Raw genomic sequence first — 12798 nt, 5'->3', positions numbered from 1 at the left:
TGAACAAACAGATGAATACCGACAATTTCGTCAATATCGCCGCCCATCTCCCGGAGATGGCCCGCCGCCGGCCGGATGCCCCGGCCATCATCTTCCCCAAAAAGAACCGCCGTTTGAGCTTCCGCGAACTGGATGCAATGAGCGACCGGATCGCCCACGGGCTCGTGCATCACGGCATCGGCCGGGGTGTACGGACGGTGCTCATGGTCACCCCGGGGCCGGAGTTCTTCGCCCTTACCTTCGCCCTGTTCAAGGTCGGCGCTGTGCCGGTCCTCATCGATCCCGGTCTGGGGGTGAAGAACCTGAAGAAGTGCCTGGCAGAGGCCGGGCCCCGCGCCTTCATCGGCATTCCCAAGGCGCATGTCGCACGACTCCTTTTCGGCTGGGGGAAGGAGACGCTTTCCACCTTCATCACCGTGGGACGGCGGCTGTTCTGGGAGGGAACAACCCTGACCAGCCTCATCGAACAGCAGGAGAAGCTCCCATTTCCCCTGGCGCCGACGGAGCGGGACGATACGGCAGCCATCCTCTTCACCAGCGGCAGCACCGGTCCGCCCAAGGGTGCGGTTTACAGCCATGGCAATTTTGCCGCCCAGGTGGATGCGCTTCGCCGCGTCTACGGTATCGAGCCGGGAGAGATCGATCTTCCCACCTTTCCCCTCTTCGCCCTATTTGCCCCGGCCCTCGGCATGACCGCAGTCATCCCTGAGATGGACTTCACCCGGCCGGGTTCGGTCAATCCGAAGAAAATCCTGTCGGCCATCGAGACCTACGGTGTTACCACCATGTTCGGTTCCCCGGCCCTCATCAACCGGGTCGGCCGTTTCGGCGAAAGGGAGGGAGTGAAGCTCCCCACCCTGAAGCGGGTCATCTCCGCTGGAGCACCGGTCCCGGCTGCGGTCATGGAGCGATTCACCCGCATGCTCAATGCTGGGGTCGAGGTCTTCACCCCCTACGGGGCGACGGAGGCCCTGCCGGTCTGCTCCATCGGCAGCAGTGAAATCCTGGGCGAAACGCGGCGCATCACCGACGCCGGCGGCGGCGTCTGCGTCGGCAAGCCGGTGGAAGGTGTGCGGCTGGAGGTGATCGAGATCAGCGACGAGCCGATCCCCTACTGGGACGATTCGCTCCGCGCACCGATAGGAAAAATCGGCGAGATCGTCGTCCAGGGTGAACAGGTGACGCACGGCTATTTTAACCGCCCCGAGGCCGACCTGCTGTCAAAGATCGACGATCCGGCCGGCGGCGGCTTTTTCCACCGCATGGGCGACCTGGGCGGCAAAGACGAAGACGGCAGGATCTGGTTCTGCGGCCGCAAATCGCACCGGGTGGTGACCCCGGAAGAGACCCTCTTCACCATTCCCTGCGAGGCGGTCTTCAATACCCACCCGGCCGTCTTCCGCACCGCCCTCGTCGGCATCGGGGAAAAGGGGCGGCAGCTGCCGGTCCTCTGCGTGGAACTGGAAAAAGGCGCCAAGGTCGACCGGGAAAAGGTGCGCCGGGAACTCCTCGCCATCGCCGATGCACACATCCATACCCGCGGCATCACCACCATTCTCTTCCACCCCGCCTTTCCGGTCGATATCCGCCACAACGCGAAGATTTTCAGGGAAAAGCTCGCCGTCTGGGCGGCTGGGAGGCTTTCATGAGGGCGCTTGTCACCGGCGGCGGCGGATTTCTCGGCGGTGCGATTGCCCGCCTCCTCGTCGAACGGGGGGATACGGTACTGAGCTTCTCCCGGGGGGAATACCCTGAACTTGCGCGCCTCGGCGTCGAGCAGATTCAAGGAGACCTGGCCGACCGGGAGGCTGTGCTGCGAGCAGCAACAGGATGCGACATCGTCTTTCATGTGGCTGCCAAGGCGGGCATCTGGGGGAGTCACGCGGAGTATCACCGGGCGAACGTGACCGGGACGGAGAACGTGCTCGCCGCCTGCCGCCACCACGGCATCGGCCGCCTCGTCTACACCGGCTCGCCGAGCGTGGTCTTCGACGGCCGGGACGTGGAAGGGGGCGACGAATCACTCCCCTATCCGACCCACTTTGAAGCGCATTATCCAAAGACCAAGGCGTTGGCCGAGCAACTGGTGCTCGCCGCCAACTCCCCCTCGCTCGCCACCGTTTCGCTACGCCCCCATCTCATCTGGGGACCGGGAGACAACCACCTCGTCCCGCGCATCGTCGCCAAGGCCCGGGCCGGAAAGCTGCGCCGGATCGGCAACAGTCCATGTCTGGTGGACACGGTCTACGTGGACAACGCCGCCCATGCCCACCTGCTCGCCGCCGACCGCCTCGTTTTCGGCGGGGCAGTGTCAGGGAAGTCGTATTTCATCTCCAACGGCGAGCCCATTCCCCTCTGGGAGATGGTGAACCGCATCCTCGCCGCCGCGGGGCTGCCGCCGCTTACGCGCTGCGTGCCGCCAAAGGTGGCTTATGCGGCGGGCGTCGTCTGCGAGGGGCTCTGGAGCCTCCTGCATCTGGCAGGCGAGCCCCCCATGACTCGCTTTGTCGCCCGGGAGCTGGCCACCGCCCACTGGTTCAACATCTCCGCAGCCCGCCGCGACCTCGGCTATGTGCCTCAAATATCCATCGATGAAGGGTTGAAACGGTTGAAGGCATGGCTTGCCGGAGCGAGTTTGTGAGCAGGGGAACGATGCCGGCCGCAGGCGAGGTGCAGATCCGCTTCGCGTCACTCGATCTGGAAGCAGGTGAACTGGCGCGACTCAGGCGGTTCTTGTCAACGGATGAACTGGCCAGGGCCGACCGTCTGATCAACCAGCAGCATCGTGACCGTTTTGTGGCGGGGCGAGGTTTTCTCCGCGAGACATTGGCCGATTACCTGGGATTGGAGCCGGAGATGCTCCGCTTTAACGAAGGGGAACACGGCAAGCCTTCACTTGCTGAGGAAACTGGAGGGAGCTGTTCGCGCCGGTTCAATCTCTCCCATAAGGGTGGGCGAGCCGTGCTGGCCGTTTCGGGCAGCTGCGAGGTGGGTATCGACCTGGAACAGATGCTGGACAATCTGCCGTTCCGGGAGATGGCGCAGCGCTTCTTTGCCCCGCGGGAAACCGAAGAGCTGTTCAGCCTTCCGCCGCACTTGCAGCTGTCCGCATTCTACCGCTTCTGGACCCGCAAAGAAGCCTATCTCAAAGGGCTGGGCACGGGCTTTTCCCGCCCCGCCGACAGCTTTGCAGTTTCCCTCCTCCCCGACCAACCACTGTCAGTTGTCGATTACCAGGCAACTGCCGATACGCCATCCAGGTGGACAATCGCCGATATCCCCGTGCCGGAAGGCTTCTGCGCGGCACTTGCAACAGAAGGCGCAGCCCCGGTCATCACCACTTCCCCCTGGAATTGACTCACACTTTTTTCCCGCGAATCAGGTTTTCGATCTGTTCGGGGGTAGGACGTTTGCTGAAGGCGTTATCCCGCCTCGCTTCCGCTTCTATCTGTTCGAGCACCGCCAGCAGATGATCGATGGTCGTTATCCTGTAGAATTTGCCGATCTTACTTTCCAGCCTCGAAATGTCCGTGAGCTCAGGAAAGACGACGACCCCGTAGACGGGGAGTTGCGACAGGCGGCGTTTCACCAGGTTCAGCAGACTCATGGAATACTCGCGTACCTGGTGGTACGGGTTCTCACCCCAGTCGCTTTTCACAGTAACTACTTTATTGCCGTCACGGCAGAGCCATTTTGAATTTTCCGGATACCCTTCCGCTTCGATGACGCCGAAATAGTTCTTAACCTCCAGGACAATGAGGCATTCTTTGGTAATAACGATGCAGTCGATGAACTGGCTGCTCTCTTTTCCGACAGCCACATCGAAATGGTTCACCGCTTTCCAGTCACCTCGCCGGCATTTGGGGCTACTGAGGATTCCGGTCATTACCCGCTGCTCCAGCACATTGCCGGTCTGGGGAGTTATGGCATTCACCAACGCCTTGGAAGCCTCCTGCTTGTCTTTGCCGGAAGCCTTCTTGTACTTTTCGACCTCTCCCTGAAGCCGCTGTTTCTCCAGGTTTGTTTTTTCCAGTTGGTCCCTGAAGATTTCCGATTGATGCTCTTTTTCATCCTCCAGCTCCTTGATGATGGTTTCGGCAATGTCCCGGTATTCATCCACGTTGCGCAACTTCTGCTCCAGTTCCTTTATCCTGGCGATGTACGCTCCGAACTGCCTGGTGGAACGCCGCTCCTGCTCTTCGATCTGGCTCCCCTTCTCCTCCAGCTGCCCGAGATAGGTATCAGCATCCTTGATCAGCTCGTTTTCTCTCTGCCTGGCGTTGCGCTGCTCTATTCTCCGGATTTTCAGGAACAGCTCGACGATCAACCAGACGAAAACCCCGCCGAGCAGGCAACTGGTCATGGTTAGCAGGTATTTTCGCCACAAATCGTTTTCCCGGAAGGGATCTCTCAGCCATGACCGGTAATCTTCTTCAAAGCTCGGTATGGTGCTGATGGAATACACCCGGCCTATGATCTCGCCCGATCTTGCCGTTTTCTTTTCCTTTTGTTCGAGAAGCTGAAGGATGGAGGAGGATGGGCGGCGTAAAAACAGATAGGGATAGTTGATCAGATCCTCGACCTTTATCTGTTTTTCCCGGATCAGTTTCGGATTGGTGGCAAACAGTATATTTTGTCCGCTACAGTATTCTTGCTCGGTTATACAGTCAGTGATTACCAGCGCATAGATACTGTAATTCCTGTCGAGCAATTCCTGCAGTTTCGTATAATTTTTTTCGATGATGAGTTTTGACAGTTCGTTGGAATCCAAGCCGATTTTGGCTTCGGCATGAACCTTTATCATGGTTTTGCTGAAAGAATCCGAAAAATTCCTGCTGTTGAGATAATTTGCAGCGAGAATCGACAAATATATGAGTATGCAGAGTCTTGCTCCGCTGTAGCATGCCTGTTTAAACAGCGCCTTTGAATGCATGTGACCGGCCCCTCTTGTCCATCAGCAAGAATGATGTTCCCCGTCTTCCGGGTAACATTTTACCAGTTTTACAGCGCAAATGCTTACAATCAATTCTGTTCAAATAAAATAAAATCGCCGCAACACTATCCCGAAAAGTGTTGCGGCGACCATAACCGGATATTTCCATGCATCAATAGTTCATATCAATCCTTCGCATGGCACTTATCGCAAAGCTGCCGTTGAAAAGTTGCGAATCCGGATGCGTCCCGGCCGTACATGGCCGCCTGATACTCGGTTCTGAGTTTGCCGGTGGAGTTCTCGCCGTAATTCCCCGTACCATTGGTGTCGATTCCCGGATACGCGCCGGCCACGGTCAGGAAGTCCCCCTTCATGTTCCACCTGCCTATGCTGTCCCAGCCGGAGGCATGGGCCCGATGGCAGGTAAGGCAGGTTATCCTGTCGTCCGGGTTGGGACCGGCGGTAGAAGTCAACTCGGCAGACAGTTGCTGCGGGTCGGTCACTTCGCCACTCTGGAACGGGACCAGCGAGGTATAGGCGGTGGCCCGGATGCCGGTAAGATCGCCGGACTTCACGTAATTGTTGTAGGTCGCGGCTATTGCCACACCAAGCTCCACGTCAGCCGGGTGGATATGGCTCGTCCCAGACAGGAAACCTTCGTGGCAGTTTGCGCACCATTTCGACACCCCTTTGCCGTAGGCAACCCTCGTATCAGAACTTGCCTCGGATCTGTTGTAGCTGGTGGGGGAAACGGCCATCGGCGGATCGTAGGAAAAAACGTGCCCGGCAGATTTTGTTTGATATCCCTTGCCGGCCAGCAAGCGGTAAGTGCCGACGGAACTGGCGCTTGTTGCTGCTGCCCCGTAAGAACCCGCCTCGCCGATGGGGTTCCCCTCGCTCGAAACAGTGCCGTATCTGTCCAGCACCCGGTAGTTCCCGTGGGGATCATGGCAGCTGATGCAGGATAGGGCATCAGCCGGATATGAGCCGCCCGGGGAACCGAGGAGGGCCGTGTCCCGGGAATAGCCGTAAGCGGCTGCAACGATGTTGTGTCCGTGTCTTTCTCCGGGACTTATGCCACGCTTGCCGTTGGAATCGCCCCAGAAATAGTTTTTCCGCAGATAAGCAAAATCGCCGCCGGGGGTAAGGGACACGGGAGGAATTCCCTTGGGCGGAACGGGATGAGTGGCTATTTGATGCTCAGTCGGCCTGGCTGCGCCATGGCAACGAAGGCAGGTCGAGCCAGGATCAACGCCGCGCAATGTTGAGTAGCTTCCTGCGGTAAAGTTCGGACCGTGACATCCATCGCAGTTGCCGGTGCCGCCGGCATGGAATGGCGTCGCCTGAGCGGCGGGGACTCCGGCTGCAAGAACAGCGGCAACGAGAAACGTAGATAGCTTGAGTCTGTTCATCTGTTAACTCCTTGTGTCTTGCCGCGCTCGACATGGCAGTCTTGCGGTGCCCTTAGAACACATTTCGGTTTAACAGGTCAGAACTTGACCACTATTTACTTTGCATGCATCAAGTATAACACGCTAGTTACCCTGAACAAATCACCTCTCTTACCGGGCAAGGAACTGTCCCATTGTTAGAGTTCAAATAACATGACAAGCATCAATCCGGTTCACGCGGATCCAGAACAAGCTTGATACCATTTAGAATTTCAGTAATTCGCTTGGATGAAAGAGTTCCGACATACTCGTCCAGTTGCGCCTTATCCACGGTAAAAACTTGCGTAACATTGACGACACTTTGCTTGGGCAGGTTTGATTCTTTTTTATCGAGAAGTACATTGCCAGGTGCGCTTGCGCGCTTGAGATTAGTAGTGAGAGGACATACGAGGACTGTTCTGATCTGACTGCGGTTAAACAGGTTGTTCTGTACGATGACGTGAGGGTGCTTGTAACCTGGTTCCGAACCTTCGGGCTCGTCAAGTTCTATCCAGTAAATATCTCCTTGATTGATCACCATTCACCCTCCACTATGCGCCGATGTTGCCGACGTGCTTTTCTGCGAAGGGTTTGTTCCGTTGCGTCAGGTTCGTCGGCGTAAGCCGCATTGATCTGTGCGAGCAGTTCCTTGTTTTTCTGGTGCTCGATGAAGTCCTGAAGCGCCATCACGAACAGCTTGCTGCGCGAAACTTTCATTGTGCGCGCTATTTTTTCAGCTTGATCAAAGAGATTCTTTTCGATTGAGATGGCAGTTTTGATCGCTTGCATGGTTATACCTCTTTTTGAATTTAGTATAACCTGTAGCCATACCCCCGTCAATACCGGATGCCTTATTATTTTTGGGTAAAGGTTTCTTCCAAGTCCTTTAGAGGCTGGAATCAGCGATTTTTGTGGGTTTTCACGATCCTGATCTCACCGTTGTACATGTCGTACACCCAGCCGTGGAGATTGAGCTTCTTATCTGTCATTGCCCGCCGTACGAACGGGTATTCCTGAAGGTGTTCCAGCTGGAGGCGGACGTTTTCCTCTACGATCAGGTTCATACGTTGCTCGTGGGGGATTTCGATGTGCAGCGCCTTAAGCTTCTCGTCCACCCGCTCTTTTGCCTTGTAGGAGTTGATGAGCCAGATGGGGATGTACTTGTCCTCAATGTTTTCCTCGTCAAGGGCGGCGATGCCGCCGCAGCCGTAGTGGCCGCAGATAATCACGTCGGGTATGCGCAGGTGGTTGATGGAGAACTCCAGCACTGCTGACAGGTTCCAGTCGTTGGTGGCGACGATGTTCCCCACGTTGCGATGGGTGAAGACCTCTCCCGCCTTGGTCTGGGTGATGGTGTTCACAGGCACCCGCGAGTCGGAGCAGCCGATCCAGAGGACAGTCGGTTTCTGGTCCTTGGCCAGCTCGGCGAAGAATTCCTTTTCCTTTTCAAAGGTTTCCGCTACGAACCGTTTGTTCCCTTCCAGCAGCGTCGTTATCATAGATACCTCCTCTAAATAAAACCCGTGTGTCAGGCCGAAACGGCCTGTTGCCACATCATCGGGGAAAATGTCTATTGAGGCGCGGGTTCTTTTGCCTAACATCTTCCTCCATTATCCTATTCTATCAAACATTAGCTATAATACTGCATCACCGGATTTATGTTCTCCGGCTTCAATGTTACGCCTCTTCCCTCAAAATATGAACTCACCTCCCGACTTGTCCCCCCCTACTCTTCCTGTATAATATTAACAAACACTCAACTCGATTCCAAATGGCAGCGAGAGCAAGGGTCCGCCTTTGACTGGTGTTAATAGAGCAACAGGGTCGGATTTGACGACAAGGGCGGGCCAAGGCCGCGCCCCTACAGAAACCCTTTTTTACAAAACATCAGCCTACGCAAATTATTGACCGGACAACGCTGGGTAAAAGGAGAATTACATATGAAGATCCTGATAGCGGAAGATGAACCTGCTTTTCGCCTCCTCCTGGAAGAGACGCTGGCCAGATGGGGGTACGAGGTGGTCGTCACCAAAGACGGCAACGAAGCCTGGCAGGCCCTGCGGGCCGAGGACGCCCCGCGGCTGGCCATTCTCGACTGGCTGATGCCGGGGATAAACGGTCCGGAATTATGCAGGAAGATCAGAAAAGAGGCGATGGGACACTACATCTACATCATACTCCTGACTTCACAGCAGAAGGACGAAGACCTGGTCGTCGGCATGGAGGCGGGAGCGGACGACTACATCACCAAACCGCTCAAGACCGACGAACTGAAGGTTCGCCTCAACGCAGGAAGGCGGATAGTCGAGTTGCAGAACGAGCTCGCTGCCCACGCCGCCGAACTGGAGGCGACCAACAGGGACCTGGAGTCATTCAGCTACACCGTTTCCAACGACCTGCTCAAATCCCTGATGTCAATCGGGGATAATGCGCGCGCAATCCAGGACTTCTCCAGCAAAAATGTCGACGAACAGTGCATAAATTATGCGAAACGCATCTACGACAAAACCAGGCATCTGGGCAAACTCATCGGCATCATGCATGATTTCTTCAGACCGATGAGGATTGATCTCCATCTGGAAGCCATAGACCTGAGCGAAATGGCCGGCAAAATAACAGAGAAACTCCGGATAACGAAACCCGAACGCCGGGTCACATTTCGGATTGCCGATGGAATCAAGGTTAATGCGGACAGGAACCTGCTGCAACTGGCTCTGAATAATCTCCTCGACAATGCCTGGAAGCATACGGACAAGCGCGAGGATGCGGTCATCGAAATCGGGTTGACAGAAGTGGAAGGGATGCCCGCTTGTTTCGTGCGGGACAACGGAACAGGATTCGATATGGCGCATGCCGACAGACTTTTTAAGCCATTCCGACCTCTGCCCGGCACGGAGGAACTCGCAACGGAGGGCATCGGTCTGGCCACGGTGGAGAGGATCATCCGGCGCCATGGAGGAAAGGTCTGGGCCGAGGGGGAACCGGGCAAGGGGGCGACCTTCTATTTTACGTTGGGCGGTGAGAGAACCATCTGACTAACAACAGCCGTTCACTGGACCCGGAATTTCACCCTCCCCCACCCCCTCCTTTAGGCCCTTTGGGTCCATCGAGGGAGGGGAGCTTTAAAGCCCCCTCGCCCCTTGTGGACCCAAATTGCGGGCCTAAAGGAGAGGGTTAGGGTGAGGGGGAAAGTGCGGATGCAAAAACTTAACGGACACTGCTGGGATGAACCATAAAAAAGGGGTGCCCTTTCAGGAGCGCCCCTTTTGTTCCTGAAAACCGCCAGGCTCGGTTTGATTCGGCGATGCGGTCCTATTCGGTTTTCTTGTAGACCGCCTGTTCACCTTTGCCTTCCAGGACAAAGGCATCGTCGGCAACCTTTCCGAACAAGGTTTGGATTCTGCCCATATAAGGAATATCGATTTTTACCCTCTTGCCTTCCACAACCGTCCAGGTAAATGGCAGACCGGGGTTTCCCTGCACAACGAACACCCCCGTCTTGTTATCCCTGAATTCAACAATTTCGGGCATGCTTACATTTTTCCATTTCCCCACCAATCGTGACTCGGTCCTGTTGCACCCCAGGATGAGAACCGTCATCATAAGAAAGACGAGGCAGATCATTTTCAGCGGTTTCATAAAGAATCTCCCCTTTTGAACATGCAATATATCAATACTTTTCACCCATTACCTTCAAAAGTTTTTGCGCGTTTGGATGCCCTTGCTTTGCGGCTTTGCGTAACCATTTTACCGCCTCTTTTTTGTCTTTGCCTACCCCTTCACCGTTGGTATACATGAGGCCTATATTGAACTGGGACTGGGCATGCCCTTTTTCTGCCGCCTTCCGATACCACTTGGCGGCTTCGGTCTGGTCCTTGTTAACGCCGTCCCCCTTGTCGTACATCATGGCAAGATTGTATTGCGCCCGGACAAACCCCTGCTCAGCGGACTTGCGCAGCCATTTTACCGATTCCTTCCGGTTCGGCTCCACACCCTCACCCTTGTAATAGATGATGCTGAGGGCGTAGCTGGACTGGGCGCCTCCATCGGCCTTGAATTCACGCAGCGCCGTTGCATAGTCCTTCTGCTGATAAGCCCTGAGGCCGGTGTTGAAATCAGCCCGGGCAGACAAAACTGCTGCAAAAGAGAAAATCAGACCAAGTAAAGTTACAACGGTATATCGTTTCATTACACCTACTCCGTTCAATTTAGTGTATGCGGCAAACTATCTGACCATCTCAAACAGCTGAACCCTGCTGTTATCCTTGTCTGCAACAAACAGACTATCCGCACCGGTCAGGCAGATTTGCGCAGGGTAGTAGAGGAGACCGTTCTTTCTCCCCATGCTCAACTGCCGTCCCAGGAAAGAGCCGTCCTGGCCCAAAATGACGATTGCTCCGCCGTTCTGGTCCACCACGTAGATGATCCCCCGGGAATCGGTAGTGATGTAACCGGGGAAATTCATATATTCCTGCAGGTTTTTTACCAAGGGAGTGAATACGGCGGCGTCTTTGGCGGCGGTAAAGATCGTCGCATCGGCGCTGTCCATCAACAGAATGCTCCCCTTTGCGTCTACAGCCAGATCGACAATAAACCCGTATCCTTTAGGGAACGGAATCTGCGCCACGTATTTCCCGGCCTGATCCAGAATCAGCACCCGTTCTGAAAAGATATCGAGCAGATAGATGCGGCCTTCGGTGTCGATTTTGAAGCCAGTGGGAACATAGGATGCCGGAGCAGGCACGCCTTGGGGGTCAAGATAGCCGATAAAGGCACCGTCGCTACTCAAACGTGCTATTCGGCGCTGTTTGGCATCGAAGACAAATAACTCCCCCTTCGGACCGAACTGGACTCTGACCGGATTGGCAAGCTGAGGAATTTTGATCTCGGCCCCACCTTTCAGCACGTCTCCCTGCAATGCGTAGCGGAGTAGACGGCCGTTTCCCGAGTCGGCAACCAGCAGAGAAGTCTCGTTGCATGCCACCCCTGCGGGATTTTTCAGCTCGCCACCTTTTTCATCGGCGTAGAGAGTCGTTATATGCCTCAGTTTTACCGTCTCGGCGCCGCAACAAAGCACGGGCAGGAGGCAGACCAGGGCAGCGGCAATGAACATATGACGTATTGGACCTGTTCTCATCGTTTCACCTCTTTAATTGTTCATGGCACTGGGTGCAGAGCTCCGTGGTGGTGGAGAACGGTATGAAATGCTTGTATTCCGTACCATGGGACCGGTGACAGCTCAGGCATTGCACCGTAATGTTCTTGTCTCGCGGGTCCTTGAACTTGTCCCCGATCGGATGGGTTGAATGCTTCTGCCAGTCATGGCAGGCGCCGCACAACTCGATCGTCGACGGCTGGATAGTGAGAAACGGATTATCCGACGCATGTGGGTTGTGACAGGCTGCGCAATCTCCCTCCTGGATCGGCTGGTGCTTGGTGAGCGACTGCTCCTGTCGTTTTATGGTGTCCTTGTGGCATTTGCCGCACAGTGAAATCATGTTGTCCTTCAACAACCCTTTCCTGGGCGCTGCATGGGGATTATGGCAGGTCAGGCAACCTTCCTTGCTGAGCAAAGGCCAGTGCATCTGTTTTTTGCCGAAGGTCCGATTCACCATGTCGTTGTGACAACCTTTACACAACTCATAGCCTATCCGTTTAGTGTTGAGGGGAGCTGCCGAGGTTGGTTCATCGTGACACTGGTTGCACTGCTTGTTGGCAACCGGTTTGTGCACGGTGTTGAACAGTATGCCCGGATTATCGGAACCGTGCGGATTATGACAGGAGGTACAACGGGACTTTGCCACCGGATAGTTCATGTGCTGCTTGGCAAAGATAGGCCGGTCAATCTTGTGGCAGCCGATACAGAGAGCGGGCACATCGTTCTTCAGGAGAAACCCGAATTTTGAGGATGCATGGGGGTCGTGGCAGTTGAGACATCCCTTTGCCACGGGGGTGTGCTTGAATTTAACCTTCGCAAGGGTGTCTCCCATCCCTTTGTGGCATTCCAGGCAAAGCTCGTTGCCGGCCTTCAGCAGGTTATTCTTGTTGTTCGCAGCATGGGGATCGTGGCATTTTACGCAGTTCCCTTCCGCAACCACCTTGTGCACGCTGCGGTCGGTCGCATGGGAGATCAGGGCATGGCACGAGTAGCAGATTTTTTTGGGATCGGCAGCGAGCAGTTTGCCGTGTGATGACGTATGCGGACTGTGGCAACCGGTACACTCCCCCGCCTTTACCGGCGTATGCACGAAAGGTTTCTTGAGCTTCTCCTGGAAACCGGCATGGCAGTTCAAGCAGAGCTTGCCATTGGCGCCCGGTTTCAGTTTAAACTTCAGCGCACTCTCCTGGGAATACGAGAGTGAAATAACAATCAGGGAAATGATTACCGTAAACAGAGCAACTGCTATTCCTGATGATGACTTCATAGTGACTCCT

13 protein-coding genes are annotated in these 12798 nt (G+C 55.5%); 4 read left to right on the top strand and 9 right to left on the bottom strand.

The window, feature by feature from the left end; all coding sequences use genetic code 11:
* Positions 1-11: 11 nt before the first annotated feature.
* Genes GURA_RS10170 through GURA_RS10160 form a run of 3 tightly spaced genes read left to right on the top strand, consistent with a single transcriptional unit; the run spans position 12 to position 3357 of the window.
* On the top strand, positions 12-1649 hold the full coding sequence (locus tag GURA_RS10170; RefSeq protein ID WP_011938901.1) for a fatty acid CoA ligase family protein: 1638 nt from the start codon (positions 12-14) through the stop codon (positions 1647-1649).
* Positions 1646-2641 (top strand): NAD-dependent epimerase/dehydratase family protein, encoded by a 996-nt coding sequence (locus GURA_RS10165; RefSeq protein ID WP_011938900.1) that lies wholly within the window; start codon positions 1646-1648, stop codon positions 2639-2641. The genes GURA_RS10170 and GURA_RS10165 overlap by 4 nt, the downstream gene beginning before the upstream one ends.
* Complete coding sequence (locus GURA_RS10160) at positions 2638-3357, top strand: 4'-phosphopantetheinyl transferase family protein (RefSeq protein WP_232278999.1); 720 nt, start codon at positions 2638-2640, stop codon at positions 3355-3357. Before GURA_RS10165 ends, GURA_RS10160 begins: the two co-directional genes overlap by 4 nt.
* Before the next feature lies 1 nt (position 3358).
* Here the strand turns inward: GURA_RS10160 and GURA_RS10155 are convergent, their stop codons facing one another.
* The 5 genes from GURA_RS10155 to GURA_RS10135 all read right to left on the bottom strand — a co-directional run bounded on the left by GURA_RS10155 (position 3359) and on the right by GURA_RS10135 (position 7862).
* Complete coding sequence (locus tag GURA_RS10155) at positions 3359-4804, bottom strand: nuclease-related domain-containing protein (protein WP_232278998.1); 1446 nt, start codon at positions 4802-4804, stop codon at positions 3359-3361.
* A 314-nt stretch (positions 4805-5118) separates the two neighbouring features.
* Entirely contained in the window at positions 5119-6345 is a 1227-nt protein-coding gene (locus GURA_RS10150) for a hypothetical protein (protein WP_011938897.1), read from the bottom strand.
* Positions 6346-6547: 202 nt separating this feature from the next.
* The gene (locus GURA_RS10145) at positions 6548-6904 is read right to left on the bottom strand and encodes a type II toxin-antitoxin system PemK/MazF family toxin (RefSeq protein WP_011938896.1); all 357 of its coding nucleotides are present in this window, start codon (positions 6902-6904) and stop codon (positions 6548-6550) included.
* On the bottom strand, positions 6898-7152 hold the full coding sequence (locus GURA_RS10140) for a hypothetical protein (protein WP_041245387.1): 255 nt from the start codon (positions 7150-7152) through the stop codon (positions 6898-6900). Before GURA_RS10140 ends, GURA_RS10145 begins: the two co-directional genes overlap by 7 nt.
* A gap of 110 nt (positions 7153-7262) precedes the next feature.
* Positions 7263-7862 carry a carbonic anhydrase gene (locus tag GURA_RS10135; protein WP_011938894.1) on the bottom strand — a complete coding sequence of 200 codons (600 nt, stop codon included), beginning with the start codon at positions 7860-7862 and terminating at the stop codon, positions 7263-7265.
* A gap of 441 nt (positions 7863-8303) precedes the next feature.
* Here GURA_RS10135 and GURA_RS10130 point away from each other — a divergent pair, with 441 nt between their 5' ends.
* Positions 8304-9398: a sensor histidine kinase gene (locus GURA_RS10130; RefSeq protein WP_011938893.1), complete on the top strand. Its 1095-nt coding sequence runs from the start codon at positions 8304-8306 to the stop codon at positions 9396-9398.
* A gap of 277 nt (positions 9399-9675) precedes the next feature.
* Here the strand turns inward: GURA_RS10130 and GURA_RS10125 are convergent, their stop codons facing one another.
* The 4 genes from GURA_RS10125 to GURA_RS10110 are packed head-to-tail and all read right to left on the bottom strand — an operon-like array spanning position 9676 to position 12788.
* The gene (locus GURA_RS10125; protein WP_011938892.1) at positions 9676-10002 is read right to left on the bottom strand and encodes a hypothetical protein; all 327 of its coding nucleotides are present in this window, start codon (positions 10000-10002) and stop codon (positions 9676-9678) included.
* Between the two features lie 31 nt (positions 10003-10033).
* Positions 10034-10552, bottom strand: coding sequence for a tetratricopeptide repeat protein (locus GURA_RS10120; RefSeq protein WP_011938891.1), 519 nt, complete (start codon positions 10550-10552; stop codon positions 10034-10036).
* Positions 10553-10588: 36 nt separating this feature from the next.
* Positions 10589-11500, bottom strand: coding sequence for an NHL repeat-containing protein (locus GURA_RS10115; protein WP_011938890.1), 912 nt, complete (start codon positions 11498-11500; stop codon positions 10589-10591).
* A gap of 4 nt (positions 11501-11504) precedes the next feature.
* Positions 11505-12788: a cytochrome c3 family protein gene (locus GURA_RS10110; RefSeq protein ID WP_011938889.1), complete on the bottom strand. Its 1284-nt coding sequence runs from the start codon at positions 12786-12788 to the stop codon at positions 11505-11507.
* Positions 12789-12798 lie beyond the last annotated feature (10 nt).

The organism is Geotalea uraniireducens Rf4 (assembly GCF_000016745.1).
GTDB lineage: Bacteria > Desulfobacterota > Desulfuromonadia > Geobacterales > Geobacteraceae > Geotalea > Geotalea uraniireducens.
Note: the sequence above shows the minus strand (reverse complement) of the source record. Positions and strands in the feature narration are given on the sequence as shown.

Excerpts from the sequence above, each read along its gene's own strand:
- GURA_RS10170 (WP_011938901.1), top strand. The coding sequence starts at position 12 with ATGAATACCGACAATTTCGTCAATATCGCCGCCCATCTCCCGGAGATG.
- GURA_RS10165 (WP_011938900.1), top strand. The coding sequence starts at position 1,646 with ATGAGGGCGCTTGTCACCGGCGGCGGCGGATTTCTCGGCGGTGCGATT.
- GURA_RS10155 (WP_232278998.1), bottom strand. The coding sequence starts at position 4,804 with ATGATAAAGGTTCATGCCGAAGCCAAAATCGGCTTGGATTCCAACGAA.
- GURA_RS10150 (WP_011938897.1), bottom strand. The coding sequence starts at position 6,345 with ATGAACAGACTCAAGCTATCTACGTTTCTCGTTGCCGCTGTTCTTGCA.
- GURA_RS10145 (WP_011938896.1), bottom strand. The coding sequence starts at position 6,904 with ATGGTGATCAATCAAGGAGATATTTACTGGATAGAACTTGACGAGCCC.
- GURA_RS10140 (WP_041245387.1), bottom strand. The coding sequence starts at position 7,152 with ATGCAAGCGATCAAAACTGCCATCTCAATCGAAAAGAATCTCTTTGAT.
- GURA_RS10135 (WP_011938894.1), bottom strand. The coding sequence starts at position 7,862 with ATGATAACGACGCTGCTGGAAGGGAACAAACGGTTCGTAGCGGAAACC.
- GURA_RS10130 (WP_011938893.1), top strand. The coding sequence starts at position 8,304 with ATGAAGATCCTGATAGCGGAAGATGAACCTGCTTTTCGCCTCCTCCTG.
- GURA_RS10125 (WP_011938892.1), bottom strand. The coding sequence starts at position 10,002 with ATGAAACCGCTGAAAATGATCTGCCTCGTCTTTCTTATGATGACGGTT.
- GURA_RS10120 (WP_011938891.1), bottom strand. The coding sequence starts at position 10,552 with ATGAAACGATATACCGTTGTAACTTTACTTGGTCTGATTTTCTCTTTT.
- GURA_RS10115 (WP_011938890.1), bottom strand. The coding sequence starts at position 11,500 with ATGAGAACAGGTCCAATACGTCATATGTTCATTGCCGCTGCCCTGGTC.
- GURA_RS10110 (WP_011938889.1), bottom strand. The coding sequence starts at position 12,788 with ATGAAGTCATCATCAGGAATAGCAGTTGCTCTGTTTACGGTAATCATT.